The following is a 19,417-nucleotide window of genomic DNA, read 5'->3' as shown; positions in this document are numbered from 1 at the left end:
CGGGACGCGCTCATCGCCGCTCCCACGACCGGAACGTCCGCAGATGCTCCGGCGTGGCCACGGACTCCAGCCGCTCGTCGTCCTGGTCCCCGCCGCCGAGCGCCGCCACGAGACGGCGGGCCGGGGTGTTGCGCGGGGTGCGCTCCGCGGTAAACCGGACCTTCGTGCAGTCCAGTTCGTCGGCGCGGTCGGCCAGCCATCCGAGCAGTCGTTCCTCGACTCCGCGGCCGAGCGCCCGGCAACTCATCAGCCAGGCGAGGACGTCGAGCCGGTCCCCGTCCTGCCGTACGGCGAGCAGCCCGATCTGGCCGTAGTCGCCGAACCGGTCCCGGGCCGATGCCGTCCACACCTCGCCGTGCTCCCGCCAGCGGGCGAGGTCCCCGCCGTCGGCGGAGCGGGCGCGGAGGGTGAACTGGTTGGTGCGGCGGACGAGTTGGTCGGCCCGCTGGACGTCGTCCTCGGACAGTTCCCGGATGTCGACCTCGAGCTCCAGCTGGGCCAGGAAGTCCTCGAACCCGGCTTCTTCGCGTACGGCGTCCCGTTCCCGCTCCTGCTCGTAGAACCGGGCGCGCAACGCGTCCTCCGCGGTCGCCGCGGCCGGGACGAGCGGCCACAACCGGCCCAGGAATTCCTCCAGTTCGGCTGCGGGCGGGCATGTCACCGACAGCACCTCGGGCAGCGCGGACCGCATCTTGCCGATCTCGGCCGGGTTGTCGTCCAGGAACAGGAAGCTGTCGAGTCCGAGGTTGAGCGTGCGTGCCGCCTCCGCCAGGCGGCCCGGCTTCGGGCCCCACTCGGCGGACAGGACGCTGAAGTGCTCGGCCTTGAGCAGGCTGTCCGGCCGGTCCAGTACGGCCCGGACGGTCTCCTCGTCGTTGTTGCTGACCAGTGCCAGCAGTGCGCCCGCCTCCCGCCACTGCAGCAGCCTGCGCGCGAGCAGGGCCCGCGGTCCGGTCAGGTCGACCGCCTCGGGGCCTGCCTCCCCGGCCACGCCGCCCCACAGGGTCTCGTCGCCGTCGACGGCGATCACCTTCGGCGCGGGTCGCCGCACCGCCCGTACGACCTCGGCGAGGTGCAGGGCGACGGCCGCCTGGAAGTGCGGGGTGAACGGCAGGTGGGCGAGCCGTTCGGTGCGTTCGTCGAAGGGTTCCTCGACGGGGTGCAGCCGGGTCCAGGCGTCGGGGCCGAGCACCGCGATGCCGGGCCGTTCGGCCAGCTCGGCGGCGATGTCGCGCTCCCAGCGGGTGAGGCGGTCGTCGCGGTGGGCGGAGGGCAGGATCCCGACGACCAGCGGCCTGCGGGTGCGTTCGGCCAGGGCGCGCAGTGCCGCCGGGTACTCGGTGCGCAGTTCGGCGAGGAGCGCGTCGTCCACCGGGCCGAAGCGTTCCAGGTCGACCGCCCGCAGCAGTACCACGCCGACCGCTGTGCCCGGGTCGGTGAAGACGCCCGAGGGGTCGCGCAGGCTGGCGAGTACCTGGTGGTACGGGGCTTCGGCGACGGTCAGAGTCCCGTCCGCCGCGCCGTCGTTGACGGCCGCCTCGCACATCAGGGGCAGGTTGCCGAGCGCGAACGTGGCGGCGAGGGCCAGGGAGCGGGGCGCCGGCGGTGCCTCCGTCGTCGCACGCACGAGTGCCGAGGCATCCTGCGTCGCCGTACGCACCGGCGCGGAAGCGTCCTCCACCACTTCCCCCAGCAACCGTACGAACTCCTCCCCCAGCCCCGCCGTGACCGCCTCGTCGAGGATGTCGAGGTTGTGGTCGAGGCGCAGTCGGCCGGCGTCCGGGGTCATGGTGATCATCAGGTCGAGGTCGGTGTAGCCCGTACCGCCGGGCAGCACCTCGACGTGGGTCAAACTCCCCGCGTATCGAACGAAGTTGAAGTACACCTCGACGAGCGGCGCGTTCTCGCGGTGCAGGCCCTGCCGGGCCAGCGTGGCGAGGACGTCCGAGAACATGGCGCCCTTGGTGAGGATCCGCTGGAGGCGCCCGTCGGTGCGGCGCAGCACGTCCTCGACCGGCTCGCCCGCCCGGGCCTCGGCCGGGAACGGCACCGGGACGCCGTAGAAGCCGACCGCGTCGTAGGCGTCGGCGTGGATGCGGGTGTCGACGGGGACGGCGAGCACGAACCGTTCGCGTTCCCGCTTCCTGGCGAGGAGAACGGTGAGTGTGCCGAGGCAGAGGGCGGCGGGGGTGATGGCGAGTCGGCTGGCGGCGGCCGACACCCGGTCCATGAGCCCGTCGGGGAGGGGCACGGTGACGCTGCCCGCCCGATACGAGCGCCGCTCGGGGCGCGGCCCCGCCAGCGTCAGGTCGAGGCGTTCGCTGCCGTGGAAGTTCTCGCGCCACTCGGCCGCGTCGCCGCCCTCGCCCGCCTGCTGGGCCTCGATCAGGAGGTGGACGTCCCGGTTGGTGACGTCGGCGGGGAGGGCGCTGCCGGACAGCTCGGTGTCGATCTCACCGGCCACCAGCAGCAGCGACTGGAGGTCGCTCACCGCGTGGTGCGCGCCGAAGACCAGGATCTGGCCGTGGGCGCCACCGTCCAGCAGCTCGAACCGCCACAGCGGCGCCGTCGCCAGGTCGAACGGGGGCTCCAGCAGATCCCGGAGCCGGTCGGCGGCGTCCACTGCGGTCTCGTCGACCACGTCCGTCCAGCGCAGCGGCGGCTTGGGCAGTGACCGGTCCACGCGCAGCCGCCAACCGCCCTCGGGGTCGGGGACGATCGCCGTGCGCAGGGCGGCGTGCCGGGCGGTGAGGCGGTTGACGATGTCCGTGAGGGTGTCGCGGGTGACCGGCGCGGTGAGCCGGAGCGCGAGGCCGACGCCGTGGGCGGCGTGCGGCATGCCCGGCTGGGCGCTGCGCAGCAGCCGTACGACGTCCCGGGTCGCGGGCCGCAGCTCGCTCTCCGGCACCTCCTGGGCCGGCTCGGCGGCCCGATCGGGTGCCGTGGTCCGCCGCTCGGGCAGGGCCTCGCCGAGTGCGCGGGCGAGGCCGCGGATGTCGGCGGCGGAGAAGACCTCGGCGGTGGGCAGTTCGACGCCCAGTTCGCGGGCGAAGGCGTTGCGCAGCCGCACCAGCATCAGGGAGTCCAGGCCCAGTTCCTTGAGGGCGGTGGTCGCGGAGACGTCCACGACGCCTCCCGAGACCTCGCCGACGCGGGCCCGGACGTACGCCTCCAGCCAGGCGGTGCGGTCCTGCTCCGTGGTCGCGGCGAACACCTTCTTCACCAGGCCGTCGGAGTCCGCGGTGCCGGTGGGCACGGTGATCAGGTCGCCGAGGATCGGGCGTGTGCGGGCCGCGTCCGGGGCGAGCGCGAGCATCTCCCAGTCGAGGGCGAGGGGCGCGAGCTGCCGCCGTGCGGTGCTCAGCACCCGCTCGAACAACTCTCCGCCCTCCTGCGGGGAGAAGGCGACCAGGCCGGTGCGGCCGGTCTCGGCGGTGCGGACGTCCGACTCGACGATCATGCCGACGCCGGCCCAGGCGCCCCAGTCGAGGCTGAGCGCCCGTCGTCCGGTACGGGAGAGGTGGTGGGCCCACGCGTCGAGGAAGGCGTTGGCCGCGGAGTACGGGCTCTGTCCGGCCGAGCCGAGCAGACCGGCCGCCGAGGCGAACAGCACCAGGTCGTCGGCCTCCGGCACCAGTTCGGTGAGCAGGGCGGTGCCGAGGACCTTGGGCGCGAGGACGCGCAGGATGCGGTCGTCCGTCAGGTTCGCCACCGTGGCGTCGTCCAGGACACCGGCCGCGTGGACGATCCCGGCGATCGCTCCCCCGTCCCGTCGTACGGCGTCCAGGGCGGCGGTGAGACCGGCGCGGTCGGCGACATCGGCGCGGGGCAGGTGGACGGTGACGCCCCGGGTTTCGAGCGCCTGGATCCAGCGGATGGCGTCCGGACCGGGGGTGCCGCGGCTCATCAGGGCCAGCGTGCGCGCGCCGCGTCGGACCAGGCGTTCGGCGACGGTCCGGCCGAGGCCGCCCAGACCACCGGTGATCAGGTAGACGCCGTCGGCGGTGATCCCGGCGTGGCCCTCGTCGTCGTCCGCGCGGGTGCGGGCGAGGCGGGGCACCAGGCGCCCCGACTCCCGCAGCGCGACGAGCCGTTCGTCGTCGGCGTGCCACAGCTGGGTCCACAGGGCGTCGGTGCCGCCCTCGGCCGGCAGGTCGATCAGTGTGGTCCCCAGCTCCGGGTACTCCTGCGCCACCGTGAGTCCGAAGCCCCAGGCGAGCGCCTGCTGCGGGTGGGCGACCTGGGTGCTGTCCCCGGCGGCCTGGCTGCCGCGGACGACCACGAAGAGGCGGGGCGCGCGGCCCTGCGGCCGGTCGGCGAGGGTGCGCACCAGGTGCAGGGTGCTCAGGCAGCACAGCCGTGCCGCCTCCTCGGCCGTACGGTCGTCGGCGACGGCCGGGGCGTCGAGCGCGGTCAGCTGGACCACCCGCTCGGGCGTGCCGCCCGCGAAGGCCTCGTCGAGGAGCCGCGCCAACTGCGCCGGATCGGTCGGGTCGAGGACGTACCGGCCGGGCTCCTCCTCGGCGAACTTGTCGCCCCTGCGGGCGATCACATGGGGTACGGAAGCGCCGAGCCGCTCGGCGAGTTCGGTGGCCACGCCCGACTCGTCCCCGAGGATCAGCCAGCTGCCCATGGCGGGCGGTTCCTGTGCGGCCGGGCGCGGCTGCCAGCGCGTCTCGAAGAGGGCGCCGTCCAGCGGGGAGAGCGCGGCAAGCTGGAAGTCCCGTGCTTCCAGGACGAGTTGCTCGTCCTCGTCCCACAGGTGCAGGTCGAGGGTGGCGGTGTCGCCGTCCACGGACTTCAGCGCGCAGCTCACCCAGACGGGTGTGGTGCGCCTGCCGGTGAACGTCAGTCGCCCGAAGCCTGCGGGTACGAAGGCGCGGCCTTCGGGCGCGTCGCCGGGCAGGGCGGCCGTGTGGAAGGCGGCGTCGAGGGAGGCGGGGTGCAGCAGATGTCCGGCTGCGGGTTTGGCGGCCAGCCGGGCGAGCGCCTCGGTGGCGGAGCGGTGGCCCGACTCCAGGCCCCGGAAGGCGGGGCCGTACTCGATGCCGAGGGCGGCGAGTCCGGCGTAGACGGCGGGCAGGTCGACCGGTTCCGTGCACTGCTCGCGCGTCTCGGGGAGCCGGACGTCCCTCGCGACCTCGCCTGCGGTGATCCGTCCGGTGACGTGCCTCTCCCAGCGGCCGCCGACCGGCGACGAGGCGACGGTGAAGTCGCGTACGCCGTCCTCGGCTGGCCGTAGCACCAGTTGCAGCCGTACGGGCCGGTCCGGGTCGAGCCGGAGCGGCTGGACGAACCTGACGTCGGCGAGCTCGACCGGGCCGCCGTCCTGGAGCGTGGCGGCGGCGCCGAGGGCCATGTCCAGGAAGGCGGCGCCGGGCAGCCAGACCTCGCCGGTCACCTGATGGTCGGTCAAGTAGGTGAAACGGCTGTCGCGCAGGTCGAGTTCGGCCTGGAAGACGTGCCGGTCGGGCTCGTCGCTGGCCTCGACGTGCGTGCCGAGGAGAGGTGAACCGCCCGAGGCGCCGGTGTGGGGGGCCGGTGCGAGCCAGTGGCGCTCGCGGGCGAAGGCGTAGGTGGGCAGGGTGGTCCGGCGCCCGGTCGGGAACAGTGCCGACCAGTCGGGGGTGTGCCCGGCGGTGTACAGCTCCCCCACCCGGCCCAGGAGCACGTCGTGGGCGTCCTGGCCCCGGCGCAGGGAGCCGACGCCGACGGCGTCGATTCCGGCCTCGGCGGCCACCGCCTCGATGGAGGAGGTGAGCGACGGGTGCGGGCTGAGCTCGACGAAATAGCGGTAGCCGTCGTCCAGCATCCGGCGGACGGTGTCCGCGAAACGCACGGGCCGGCGGAGGTTGTCGAACCAGTAGGCGGCGTCCAGGTGGTCGCCGGGGACGGGTTCGGCCAGGACGGAGGAGTACAGCGGGGTGGGTGTGCGGGCGCCGTGGACGCCGGAGAAGCGGTCCAGGAGTTCGGCGCGGAGGGGTTCCATCAGGGGCGTGTGCGAGGCGAACGGTGTCGACAGGCGTCGTACGGTGACGCCCCGCTCCTTCAACGCGCGCTGGAGTTCGGCCAGGGCCTCGGCGTCGCCGGAGACGGCCGTGGAGGTGGCGCTGTTGACGGCGCCGACGAACAGCCGGTCCTCGTAGGCCTCCAGCAGTTGCGCGACCTCGGCGGACGGCAGGCCGACGGCCAGCATGCCGCCGTGTCCGACCAGCGGGACGACCGACTCGGCACGCGCGGTGACCACGGCGACGGCGTCGTCCAGGGTGAGCGCGCCCGCGCGGTACGCCGCGGCGATCTCACCGAGGCTGTGCCCCACCACGGCGTCCGGCGTGACGCCGAGGGCCTGCCAGGCGGCGGCGAGCGCCGCGTTGATCGCGAACAGCGTGGGTTGCAGGTATTCGGTCCGGTTGAGCGGCGAGAACTCCTCAGGTGCGCGCAGCGTGTTGAGGACGGACCAACCGGCGTGCCGGTGCAGGGCCTCGTCGATCCGGGTCAGCTCCTCGCGGAACGCCTCCGAGCCGCGCATCAAGTCCAGGCCCATACCGGCCCATTGACCACCGTGCCCGGCGAACACGAAGGCCACCTTGCCGGTCTGGTCCTCACGGGGTGCTGCCGACGGCGTACGTCCTGCGGCCAACCCGTCGAGGTGGGTGAGCAGTTCGTCACGGTCGCCCGCCACGATCGCCGCCCGCCGCTCGAAGTGACTGCGGTGCACGGCCAGGGTGTGGGCGACATCCGGCAGCGACGTGTCGGAACCCACATGACGGGCGAGCCGGGCCGCTTGCCCCCGCAGGGCGGTCTCGCCGCGGGCGGAGAGCACGAACAGCCGCTTGGCCGGGGCGGATTCGGCACGCGCGGGCGGGGAGACTTCGGTGCTCCGCCGCCCCGCGTCGGCCTCGGTGCTCCGGCCCGGAGTGGCTTCGGTCTGCGGCTCTGTCACGGGCCCGGGCCCTGCCTCGCTCCCACGCTCGGCCGCGCGCTGCGGCGCCTCCTCGACGATCACGTGCGCGTTGGTCCCGCTGATCCCGAAGGCGCTCACCCCCGCCCGGCGGACACGGGTGTCCGTCTCCGGCCATGTCAGGTCCGCCTGGAGCAGGTGCAGCCCGCTCTCCTCCCAGTCGACATGTCGGCTGGGGGTGTCCGCGTGCAGGGTGCGCGGAAGGGTCTGGTGGCGCAGGGACTGGATCACCTTGATGAGCCCGGCGACACCCGAAGCGGCCTGGGTGTGACCGATGTTGGACTTCAGCGAGCCCAGGTACAGCGGCCGGCCCTCGGGGCGGGAGGCGCCGAAGACCTCCGAGAGGGCGTTGGCCTCGATGGGGTCACCGAGCGTGGTGCCGGTGCCGTGGGCCTCGACGTAGTCGATGTCTGCGGGGGCGAGCCCGGCGACCTCCAGCGCACGCCGGACCACCTGCTCCTGGGCCGGGCCGTTCGGCGCGGAGAGGCCCTGGCTGCGGCCGTCCTGGTTGACGGCCGTGCCACGCAGCACGGCCAGCACCTCGTCGCCGTCGCGCCGAGCGTCGCTCAGCCTCTTCAGTACGAGCATGCCCGCGCCCTCCGCCCAGATGGCGCCGTCGGCGTCGTCGGAGAAGGAGCGGCAGCGGCCGGTGACGGACAGGCCGCGCAGGCGGCTGAACTCGACGAAGGTCTGCGGGGTGACCATCAGCGTCACGCCACCGGCGAGGGCGAGGTCGCACTCTCCGGAGCGCAGCGCCTGCGCCGCGAGATGCGTCGCCACCAGGGACGACGAGCACGCGGTGTCGACCGTCATCGCCGGGCCGTGCAGGCCGAGCGCGTACGCCAGCCGGCCCGAGGCCACGCTCAGCGCCGAGCCGGTGCCGACGTAACCGTCGAGCTGGTCGAGCCGGGAGCCCGCCAGGTAGTCGCTGCCGAACATGCCGACGTACACGCCGGTGGTGCTGCCCGCGAGCCGGGCGGGCACGATCCCGGCGCGTTCCAGCGCCTCCCACGCGGTCTCCAGGAGCAGCCGCTGCTGCGGGTCCATGGCAGCGGCCTCCTTCGGGGTGATGCCGAAGAAGCCCGCGTCGAAGGACTCGATGTCGTCCAGGAATCCGCCCTCGCGGGCGTACGACTTGCCCGGGGCCTCCGGGTCGGGGTCGTAGAGCGCCGCCACGTCCCAGCGGCGCGCCGGGAAGGGGCCGACCGCGTCCTGGCCCGCGGCGACCAGGTGCCACAGGTCCTCGGGGTCGTTCACCCCACCCGGCAGACGGCACGCCATGGCCACGACGGCGATCGGCTCGTCGGCCACCGGCGTGGCCGTGGCGGCGGGGCGCGTCTGCGTACGGCGTGTCGTGCGGGCGTCCGTGGCGAGCGCGCTGCTCAGCAGGTACTCGGCGAGTCGGGCCGGCGTGGGGTGGTCGAAGAGGAGGGTGGCGGGGAGCTTGGCGCCGATCCGGGTGCCGATGCGGTTGCGCAGTTCGACGGCCGTCACCGAGTCCATGCCGAGTTCGCGCAGGGGCTGGTCGGCGCGGACGGACTTGGCCGAGCGCAGGCCGAGAGCGCGGGAGGCCTCCTCGCGGACCAGGGCGAGGACGCGTTCGGCGCGTTCGGCCTCGGGCAGCCTGGCCAGCCGGTCGGCGAGGGTGGCCTGTTGCCCGCTGCGGCGGGGCGCGGGCAGCAGGGAGCGCCACAGGGCTCCCGTTGTGCTGTCCCGCAGCCGCGCCAGGTCCAGTGCCCAGGCGACCTGGTGGGCCGCGCCCCGGCGCAGGGCGAGTTCGGTGAGGTCGCGGCCCTGGTCGGGGGTGAGGGCGCGGTGGCCGAGGCGGGCCATGCGCTCCAGGTCGGCGTGCTCGGCGGCCAGGCCCTCACCCGCCCACACGCCGAAGGAGACGGAGACGCCCGGCAGGTTCAGCGCCTGGCGGTGGTGGGCGAGTTGGTCGAGGAAGACGTTGGCCGCAGCGTAGTTGCCCTGTCCGGCGTTGCCGACGACACCCGCGGCCGAGGAGACCAGCAGGAAGAGGTCGAGCGGCAGCTCTGCGGTGAGCCGGTGCAGATGGGCGGCGCCGTCGACCTTGGGGCGCATCACCCGCGCGAGGCGTTCGGGCGTCAGCTCGGCGACGACCCCGTCATCCAGGACGCCGGCGCAATGCACGACACCACGCAGCGGCAGCTCCTCGCCGACGCCCGCGATCACCTCGGCGAGGGCGTCGGCGTCCGCCGCGTCGCAGGCGGCCACCTCGGCCTCGGCGCCCAGCGCGGCCAGTTCGGCGACGACCTCGCAGGCGCGAGAGTCGTCCGCGCCCTGACGTGACGTCAACAGCAGGCGGGGTACGCCCCGTTCGGCGAGGAGTCGGGCGAGATGGCGGCCGACGGCGCCGAGTCCGCCGGTGATGAGCACGGTGCCGTCGGTGGGCACCCGGCTGGGCGTGACCTGCGAGGAGCGGGCGCGGACCAGCCGCGGAGCGAGCAACGCGCCTGCGCGGAGAGCGAGTTCGGGCTCGTCGACGTGTGCCACGGCCGCTCGGAGGGCTTCCGTGGGTTCGCCGGAGTCGTCGAGGTCGAGCAGGGTCAGCCCGAGGTCCGGGTGTTCCGCGCGGGCGCTCCGGGCCAGGCCCCACAGCACCGACTGGGCGAGCCCCGGCACGGTGTCGCCGGTGCCGGCCGCGACCGCGCCCCGGGTCACCCAGACGGTCCGCCCCGGTGCCTCGTCCGGCGGGAGGGCGATCAGCGCCTGCAGCTCGGCGAGCGCGGTGGCGGCCCGATCGTGTGCCGCGGCCGCGTCCGTCGCGGAGGGCGGCCAGAACCGTACGACCACGTCGGAACCCTCGTCGCCCAGCCCGCATACGGCCGAAGCGACCAGCGGGTCCGTGCGGTCGCCGACGACGGTCCAGGTGGCGTCCGGCTCCCCCGCGGGCTCCTCCCCCACGCTCTCTTCGGTGACGGCCGTCCACGCCACCTCGTACAGGTGCCGGGCGTTCTCCGACCCGGCGCTCAGGTCGGCCGGGCTCACCGCGCGCAGCCGTACGTCCTCCAGGTGCCCGGCGGGCAGGCCGTCGGCGTCCCACAGGGTCACGTCCAGCGTGACGTCGGTGGCGGTGCCGCCGGTGCGCCGTACGGACACCGTGAGGTCCGTCGCGCCGCCGGGCGGCAGGACGCAGCGCCCGACGGCGACCGGCAGCAACACCCGGTCGTCGCAGGCGTCGAACGCGGCTGTGACGTGCAGCGCGGCGTCGAGCAGCGCGGGGTGGACGGGGTACGGGTCGGCCGTGTCACGGGCCACGGTCGGCAGCGCGAGGCGGGCCAGCAGCTCTCCGTCGCCGGTGCGCACGGCCTCCCGTACGCCCTGGAAGGCCGGGCCGTAGCCGAGGCCGAGGTCGGTCAGCCGCTCGTACGTCTGCGGGCTCCAGGCCGGCCGGGCCGTGTCCGGCCACTCCGGGGGCCGAGGTGGCGTGTCCTCGCCGGGCTCGGCCGCCGAGGCGGTGGCGTGCAGGGTCCAGCCGGTGGCCTCCTGGGCACGCGGGCGGCTGTGCACGGTGATCTCGGCGGCCGGGCCGTCGGTGACGACCTCGACGGACACCTCGACGGTGCCGGAGGCGGGCAGCGTGAGGGGGGTCAGGAGGAGCAGTCCGGCGAGGTCGGCAGGTTCGTCCGGGCGGGTCGCGGCGAGGGCGGCGCGGCAGATCTCCAGCAGGGTCGTGCCCGAGACGACGGTCCGGCCGAAGACGGCGTGGTCGGGCAGCCAGTCGGCGGTGGCCGTCGACCACTCGTTGCGGAAGGTCCAGCGGGTCTCGTCGGCCGACTGGAGCTGGATACCGAGGAGAGGGTGCGCGGCGCGGTCGAAGAGGCCAACGGCTGCTCCGGTGGCGGACTCGGGCTCGATCCAGTGGCGCTGCGGGTCCCAGGCGTAGGTCGGCAGGTCCGCGGGTTCCGTGTCGGCGACCAGGCGGCGCCAGTCGATCGGCCTGCCGTGGACGTGGAGTTCGGCGGCGGCACGGTCCAGGCAGGCGGGGCCGTCCTCGTCGCGGCGGAGGGAGCCGACGGCAACGAGGTCCTCGTCGACGGCCTTCACGGAGGTGACGAGGGACGGGTGGGGGCTGAGTTCCACGAAGCAGCGGTAGCCGTCGGCCGCCATGCGCTCCACGGTGGGCGCGAAGCGGACGGGCTCGCGCAGGTTGGTGTACCAGTAGTCGGCCTCGAGCTCCTCGGTGACCGGCTCGCCGGTGACGGTGGAGTACCAGGTGACGGAGGTCGGATACGCGGTGACGCCGTCGAGTTCGTCGAGGATCGTCGCACGGACGGGCTCGACCTGGGCGCTGTGGGAGGCGTAGTCGACGTCGAGGCGGCGGACGAAGACCTGCTCGCGGTCGAGGTCGGCGAGCAGCGTCTCCAGGGGTTCCACGTCGCCGGCGATCACGGTCGAGCGGCCGCTGTTGACGGCGGCGACCGAGACGCGGCCGTCGAGAGAGGCGAGGCGGGCCTCGACGTCGGTGTGCGGCAGGGCCACGACGGCCATGGTGCCGCTGCCGGCGAGGCCGGTCAGGGCCTGGCTGCGCAGGGCGACCACCGCCGCCGCGTCGGCGAGGCTGAGGGCACCGGCGACGCAGGCCGCGGCGACCTCGCCCTGGCTGTGCCCGATCACGGCATCGGGGCGGACGCCCCGGGCCCGCCACACGGCGGCCAGCGACACCATCACGGCGAACAGGACCGGCTGCACGACGTCGACGCGCTCCAGGGAGGGAGCGCCGGCGTCACCGCGCAGCACGGCTGCCACGGACCAGCCCGTGAACGGGCGCAGGGCGCCGTCACAGCGGTCCAGTTCGTCGGCGAACACCGGGTCGCGGTCGAGGAGGTCCCTGGCCATGCCGGTCCACTGGGCCCCCTGACCGGGGAAGACGAACGCCACCTTGCCCGTTCCGGCGGCCTGCGCCGCACCGACGGCGATCTCGGGGTCGGGCTGCCCGTCCGCGAGTTCCCTGAGAGCGGTGAGCAGGTCGCCGCGGTCGGCTGCCTGGACGACGGCCCGGTGCTCGAAGTGCGTACGGCGGTGGGCGAGCGTCGCGGCGACGGCGGGCAGTGATGCCTCGGGGTGGCGCACCAGGTGCTCGTGGAGTCGGGTGGCCTGCTCCTGGAGCGACGCGGGGGTGCGGCCGGAGAGGGGGAAGAGGGCCGGGCGGGGCAGGCCGGTGACGACGTCCCCTTCGCGCTCCTCCCCCGGTGCCTCCTCCAATACGACGTGCGCGTTGGTCCCACTGATGCCGAAGGCGCTCACCCCGGCCCGCCGCACCCGCTCGGCGGCCCGCGGCCACTTCAGGGCGTCGGCGCTCACCCGCAGGCCGCTGTCCGCCCACTGGATGTGCTCGGTGGGGGTCTCGGCGTGCAGGGAGGCCGGTATGCGCTCGTGGCCGAGGGCGAGCACCGTCTTGATGACGCCGCCGATGCCCGCGGCGGCCTGGGTGTGGCCGATGTTGGACTTCAGGGAGCCGACGCCGAGCGGCCGGTCGGCGGGTCGGCCGGGTCCGAAGACGGCGGCCAGGGCGTTCCCCTCGATGGGATCGCCGAGCCGGGTGCCGGTGCCGTGGGCCTCGACGTAGTCGATGTCGTCGGGGCCGAGCCCGGCCGCGTCGAGGGCGGCCCGCAGCACCCGCTCCTGCGCGAGCCCGTTGGGTGCGCTCAGGCCCTGGCTGCGGCCGTCCTGGTTGATCGCCGAGCCCTTGACGACCGCGAGAACCCGGTCGCCGTCCCGGCGGGCGTCCGCCAGCCGTTTGAGCAGCACCAGGCCGCAGCCCTCGGCCCACACCACACCGTCGGCCTGAGCGGAGAAGGGGCTGCACTGCCCGGACGGCGACAGCCCGCGCAGCCTGCTGAACTCGACGTGCCCGCGGGGCGTGACCAGCAGGGTCGCCCCTCCGGCCAGCGCGAGGTCGCACTCCCCGGCGGCCAGCGCGCGGGCCGCGAGGTGCAGGGCGACCAGGGAGGAGGAGCAGGCGGTGTCGACGGTGATCGCCGGGCCCTGGAGTCCGAGGGTGTAGGCGATGCGCCCGGAGGCCACGCTGGCGGCCGACCCGGTGCCGACGTGCCCGTCGAGTTGGCCGAGCGGGGCGGAGGCGAGGTACCCGCTGTCGTACAGGCCGATGTAGACACCCGTGGAGCTGCCGTTCAGCGTGTCCGGGACGATTCCGGCGCGCTCCAGCGTCTCCCAGGACGTCTGGAGCAGCAGCCGCTGCTGCGGGTCCATGGCCGCGGCCTCGCGCGGGGAGATGCCGAAGAAGGACGCGTCGAAGCGGTCGATGCCGGAGAGGAATCCGCCGCGCAGGGTGTACGCCGTGCCGGTGGCCTCCGGGTCGGGGTCGTAGAGCCCCTGGGTGTCCCAACGGCCGGGCGGTACCTCGGAGATGGCGTCCTCACCGGCGGCCAGCAGCCGCCACAGCGCCTCGGGGTCGTCGGCGCCGCCGGGGAAGCGGCAGGCCATGGAGATGATGGCGATGTCGTCGTCGGCCCGCACGGGCGTCCCCTCCGCACCGGCCGGTGTCACGGCCACTGGCACCGCGGGGCCCTCGTCGAAGACGGCCTCGGCGATCGCCGCGATGGTGGGGTGGTTGAAGACGAGGGACGGTTCGAGGAGTCGGCCGGTGCGGGTCGAGAGCTCGGCGGCGAGTGTGACCAACTGCCGTGAGCCGAGGCCGAATTCGGCGATCGGGCGGTGCGGGTCGACGGTCAGCGGGTCGAGCCCGGCCGCCTCGGCGACGGCCGCCGCCAGCCAGCTCCGCACGCCCTCGGCGGTCGTCACGGACGGCTCGGTGGACAGCTTCGGGGACTCGTTGGCAGACATCTGGGCAGGCGTCCTCACGACGGGTTCGGGCGGAATGCGTACGACGGGTACGGCGGGCGCGGCGAGTTGGAGGCATGCGTCGCGTACGCGGGTACGGCGGATGCGGGCGACGTACGGCTCTGGGCGAGGCGGCGTCGACCGGGAAAACGGACGGACGGGCCGCCGTCGGCGCGAGCGGGCGCGCCGACGGCGGACTGTGTCATCTCCGGGCGGGTGCGCCGATCAGGGAGAGGGTGCCGTCGAGGTAGGCCGTCCGGGATGCGCGGCGCTGGATCTTGCCGCTGGACGTCTTCGGGATGGTGCCGGGGTGGACCAGCACGACGTCGCGCACGGACAGGCCGTGGGCGTCGCCGATCGCGCCGCGGACGAGGTCGGTGATCTTCTCCGACTCGTCGGCCGCCTCCGGGGCGACCTCGGCGACGAGGACGGGCTGTTCGCCCGTCACACCGCTGTCGACGGAGAACACGGCGGTGCAGCCGGGGCGCAGCGCCGGGTGGGACATCTCGGCGGACAGTTCGAGGTCCTGCGGGTAGTGGTTGCGTCCGTCGATGACCATCAGGTCCTTCAGGCGGCCGGTGACGAACAGCTCGCCGTCGCGCAGGAATCCGAGGTCGCCGGTGCGCAGGAAGCGGCCCTCGTGGCCGGCCAGGGTGGCGCGGAAGGTCTCGCGGGTGGCGAGGGTGTTGCGCCAGTAGCCCTTGGCGACGCTCGCGCCGCCGACCCAGATCTCGCCGACCTCGCCCTCGGGCAGCTCCTGGTGCCGCTCGGGGTCGGCGATCACGACGGTCACGCCCGGGCCGGGGCGGCCGCAGCCGACAGCGGCCGCGTCCGTCGCTTCGGCGTGCGGTGCTTCGGCGTGCGAGGCGGCGCCCTCGGTGTCGCTACTGATGTCGAGGAGGACGGGCGGGGTGTCCACGGTGCCGCCGGTGACCATCAGGGTGGCCTCGGCCAGGCCGTAGCACGGGTAGAGGGCCTCGCGGCGGAATCCGGCCTTCCCGAAGGTCTCGGCGAACCGGCGCAGAGTGGCCGCGCGCACCGGTTCGGCGCCGTTGAAGGCGACCTGCCAGCTGCTGAGGTCGAGGCCGTCGAGGAGTTCGGGCGTGGCGTGCTTCAGGCACAGCTCGTACGCGAAGTTGGGGGCGCCGCTGGTGTGCGGGCGGTAGCGGCTGACGGCGGTGAGCCAGCGGTCGGGGCGCTGCAGGAAGTGCAGGGGCGAGAAGAGCGTGGTGGTCGCGCCGAGGTAGACGGTGTTGAGGACCGGCCCGATGAGGCCCATGTCGTGGTAGACGGGCAGCCAGCTGACGAACAGTTCGTGGCCGTGCCGCGCGATCGCGTCCGGGGTGTGGCCCATCCGCTCGGCGATGACCCGCTCGTTGTCCACGAGGTTGCCGTGGGTGACCATCACGCCGCGCGGGGCGGAGGTGGAGCCGGAGGTGTACTGGAGGAAGGCGACCGAGTCGGCCGTGAGGTCCGGTTCGCGCCAGGCGTCGGCCGCGTCGTCGGGTATGTCCTCGGTGGCGACGCAGGTGATCTCGCCGAGTTCGGGCAGGTGTTCCGCCATGGTGCCGAGGGCGGCGATCACCTCGCGTCCGCCGAGGATCGCCTGGGCGTCCGCGTCCGCGATCAGTCGCTTCATGCGGGTCAGCGCGCGGTGGTTCTGCGAGCGGCCCTGCGGGGGCACGCCGGGTACGGCGACCACGCCGGCGGCGAGACAGCCCAGGTAGGCGCAGATGAACTCCAGGCCGGGCGGGTGGAGCAGCATGGCGCGGGAACCGGCCATGCCGTTCTCCTGCAACCAGGCGGCGATGGCCCGGGAGCGGCGGGCGAGACCCCCGTACGTGATCTCCTGAACCTCTCCGTCGCTGTCGCCCGTGACGAGGTAACGGTAGGCGGTCCGGTCGGGCTGCTGCGAGGCGTGCGTGGTCAGTAAATCGACCAAGGTATGAGCCATCGGACGAGTTTCACCTGTCTGGATCGTGAGCGGGGAAACTGGAGTTCGAGAGCCACGTGCTGCGACGCTGCAGAATCCGCGGCCGCTCCGGCTCCCTTGCCGGACCGTCCGTCTCGACGACCCACCCGTGAAACGCGGCGAAAAATCAGCCGGCTCCACGCGTCCCCCCGTTCGGCGTGCTGCCAACGGGTAAGACCATAGCAAGACAACCCGCACGACCAGTCGAACATATGTAAACCCGGCGTGTCTAAATAAGTTTAAAGTCCCTGGCGAGCGCGACTGACCCGACGCACGACCGTCCGCTTACGTTTGAATCTTGCACCGCATGCCCCGCGGGCGATTCGGTCATATCGTGCTGTATATGGAGCACGCACTCAGCCCCGCGACACTCACCGAGCTGCGCCGTCGGCGCGCCTATCCCGCGGTGTCGGTGCTGACGCCGACCCACCGCCGCGGTCCCGACACCACCCAGGATCCGGTCCGGCTGCGCAACGTGGTGGCCGAGGCCAAGAAACAGCTGGAGGCCGACCCCGGGGTCACCCGGGAGCGGCGGGCCGACGTCGCCCGGGAGCTGGACCGGGCGCTCGCCGAGGTGGATCTCACGCACGCCGAGGACGGTCTGGTGATCTTCGCCGCCCCGGGCGAGCACCAGGTGTGGTCCCTCGCGCGTCCCGTGCCCGAACGCGTCGTACTGTCGGACACCTTCCTGACCCGCAACCTCGTCTCCGCGCAGGCCGCCGAGCGGCCCTTCTGGGTGCTGTCGGTCTCCGCCGACCGCGTCACGCTGTGGAGCGGCGGCGTCGACCGCGTCACCGAGGACCACTCCGGCGGGTTCCCGCTGACCAGGACCCGTGAGAACTTCGACGCCGAGCGCCAGGAGCGGATCGGCGACATGCCGAGCACCTTCCGCGACGAGGACACCCGTCACTTCCTGCGTGACGCGGACACGGCGGTGAGCCGCGTCCTGCGGGAGGACCCGCGGCCGCTGTACATCACCGGTGAGCAGGCGGCCCTGTCCCTGCTCGACGAGATCGGCACCGTCACCAAGGACGCGGTCCACGTCCGGCACGGCGGCCTCGCCCACGGATCCGCGGAGGCCGTGTGGCAGGCGGTGCGTCCGCGGCACGACGCGGAGGCCCGGCGGGACACCGCGTCCGTGGCACGGGTCCTGGAATCGGCCCGGGGGCACCGGGCGTTCGCGGCCGGGGTCGACGAGGTCTGGCAGAGCGCCCGGGAGGGCCGGGTGCGGCTGCTCGCGGTCGAAGAGAACTACCGCGTGACGGTGCGCGACGACGGCGACCACCTCGTCCCGGCCGAGAGCGGCGACCTCGACGCCCGCGAGGACATCGTGGACGAGATCGTCGAGCAGTGCCTGGACAAGGGCGCACAGGTGCGCTTCGTCCCGGACGGCGCGCTCGGCGAGGCACACGGGATCGCGGGAGTGCTGCGCTTCTGAGAACGGCCCGCCGCGCAGCCGGTGTGCTCAGACGCCGTCGAACAGGCTGCTCAGGCCACGTTCGACGGCCTCGTCCACGTCCTCCTGCCCGGCCTCCACCACGGCGTGGCTGCGCAGCAGGAAACGGTGCAGGTCGGGCGTGTCGAACTCGACCAGCGCCAGCCCGTACGGCGAGTGGAACTCCATGATCGTACGGGCCTGTCCGCACGGCCGGAGCCGTACGTCCCCGCTGCCGGCCGGAGCGCGCAGGCCCTCCTCGAGGAGGGCGCGGGCGAAGGTCCAGGTGACGGCGGTGCCGTCGAGGGAGGCCGTGGGCGGGAAGTCGACGTGCACGGCCAGCGGGTCGGCGGAGCTGTAGCGGAAGGCGGCGCGCACGGGAAGCTCCTGCTCCTCCGCCGTGATCAGACGGCCGCGGACGGACTGCGCGAGGGTGGTCTCCATCGTCATGTTCTTACGACTTCGCGAGGGCCCTTCACGTACACCCGGCGGGTAAAGAATCAGCCCGGAATCTCACCCCCGAACATGCGCCCGTCGAACACCTGGATGAGCGTCGACCGAAGCACCCCGCCGATCCGTCAAGTGGCGTACCCTGCCTACGACTTGACCCACCCGGCGACGTACTCCGAACGCACCGCACAACCACTCCGTGAAGACTGTGGCATATGCCAGAAGCACCACCGTATCGTGTGTTGCCGAATCCCTTACACGGCGTCGCGGGCTGTGCAACAGTCGTAACGGTCCTTCCGTCACAGTCCTTGCCGTACCGTCCCCGCATCGGAGTGCGTCATGCCGTCCCATCTGTCTGCGGACCGCCCAGCCGCCCAGCCGCCAGGAGGCGGCTCGGTCGAAGCGCTGATATCGCAGACGCGGCGGCTCAAGGGCGACGTGGACGCCGTACGACGGGACGCGCAGGGCGACGGATCGGACCCGCAGGGACGCTGGCAGCGCGCGCTGTACGACCTGGCGCTGCACCAACTCAACGATCTGGACGAGCACTTGGCGCAGCTGAAGGACGGCCCGGCCCCGGTGGCCTCCGAGGCGTCGACCGCCACGCATGCCGTCCCGGACGTGCCCGCCGAGGACTCACTGCTCAGCCGGGTCGGCAGCGCGGAGTGGAACCTGCTGACGGACGGGGCCAGTTGGTCCGGTGAGCTGTACCGGATCCTGGGCCGTGCCCCGGACGCTCCCCCGCTCACCCTGGACGAGCTGCCCTCCGTCGTCCTCGACGAGGACCGGCCCCAGCTGACCGCGATGGTCACCGACTGCCTCGTCGACGCCAAGCCGATCGACGGGGAGTTCCGGATCGTACGCCCGGACGGCGAGGTCCGGGCCGTGCACATGATGGGCGAACCGGTGCTCGACACCGACGGCAGCACCGCCTCGATGTGGGCCGTGCTGCGGGACGTGAGCGAGCTGCGCCGAAGCCAGCGGACGGTGAGTGAGACCCGTGACTCGCTCCAGCACCACCGGCACCGCGCGCAGACGGAGCACCGGCTCGCGGTCGAGTTGCAGGAAGCCGTGCTGCCGCCGTGGCGTGGCTCCCTGCGGCTCCCGCACCAGGGACCCGAGGCCCTCGACCTGGCAGGGCGCTATCTGCCGGCCTCGACGAGCACGCTGATCGGCGGCGACTGGTACGACGCGCTGGAGCTGTCCGACGGCGAGACACTCCTCACTGTCGGCGACCTCACCGGGCACGGCCCCACCGTCACCTCGAACATGGCGATGCTGCTGGGCGCCCTGCGCGGCATGGCGATGGCGGGCACCCGGCCGGGTCAACTGATGACCCTGCTCAACCAGTTATTGGACGCCACCGTCCAGCCGGTCCTCGGCAGCGCCGTCTGCTGCCGCTACCGGCCGGAGAGCCGCACCCTGGTGTGGGCGCAGGCCGGACACCCCGTCCCGCTGCTGTACCGCGACGGAACGGGGCGCAGGCTGAACGCACCCGACGGTGTCCTGCTCGGTGCCACCTCGGGAGCCGCCTACGGTCAGGCCGAGGAGACCCTGGAGGCAGGCGACCTGCTCCTGCTGCACACCGAGGGGCTGGTGCCCGGCGGCGCGGCGGCCGTGGACCGCCTCCTCGACCTGGCCCCGGACTTCGCCGGGGCACACACCGCACAGGACTGCCTGCGGAGGGTCGTGGAGGAGTTCGGCGAGACCGAGCGCGAGGACGACGCCTGTGTGCTGGTCGCCAGGGTCACTTCGTAGAACCAGTGACGCG

The 19,417-nt window shown here is 73.5% G+C and carries 5 protein-coding genes; 2 read left to right on the top strand and 3 right to left on the bottom strand.

What is annotated here, in order from left to right; genetic code table 11:
- Nucleotides 1-10: 10 nt before the first annotated feature.
- Entirely contained in the window at nucleotides 11-13,792 is a 13,782-nt protein-coding gene (locus AC067M_RS30715) for an SDR family NAD(P)-dependent oxidoreductase (protein ID WP_478700292.1), read from the bottom strand.
- Between the two features lie 199 nt (nucleotides 13,793-13,991).
- Entirely contained in the window at nucleotides 13,992-15,743 is a 1,752-nt protein-coding gene (locus AC067M_RS30710) for a fatty acyl-AMP ligase (protein ID WP_478700291.1), read from the bottom strand.
- A 361-nt stretch (nucleotides 15,744-16,104) separates the two neighbouring features.
- Here AC067M_RS30710 and AC067M_RS30705 point away from each other — a divergent pair, with 361 nt between their 5' ends.
- A complete protein-coding gene (locus AC067M_RS30705) occupies nucleotides 16,105-17,199 on the top strand; it encodes a baeRF3 domain-containing protein (protein ID WP_478700290.1) in 1,095 nt (364 codons plus the stop codon).
- A gap of 27 nt (nucleotides 17,200-17,226) precedes the next feature.
- Here the strand turns inward: AC067M_RS30705 and AC067M_RS30700 are convergent, their stop codons facing one another.
- Entirely contained in the window at nucleotides 17,227-17,640 is a 414-nt protein-coding gene (locus AC067M_RS30700) for an SsgA family sporulation/cell division regulator (RefSeq protein ID WP_478700289.1), read from the bottom strand.
- Between the two features lie 345 nt (nucleotides 17,641-17,985).
- On the opposite strand from AC067M_RS30700, the gene AC067M_RS30695 reads away from it, so the two are divergent.
- Nucleotides 17,986-19,404: a PP2C family protein-serine/threonine phosphatase gene (locus AC067M_RS30695; RefSeq protein ID WP_478700288.1), complete on the top strand. Its 1,419-nt coding sequence runs from the start codon at nucleotides 17,986-17,988 to the stop codon at nucleotides 19,402-19,404.
- The last annotated feature ends 13 nt before the right edge of the window (nucleotides 19,405-19,417 follow it).

The sequence above is a fragment of the Streptomyces sp. NPDC043427 genome, from assembly GCF_056436655.1.
The sequence above is the reverse complement of the archived record's forward strand: the minus strand, read 5'-3'. Positions and strand labels throughout refer to the sequence as shown.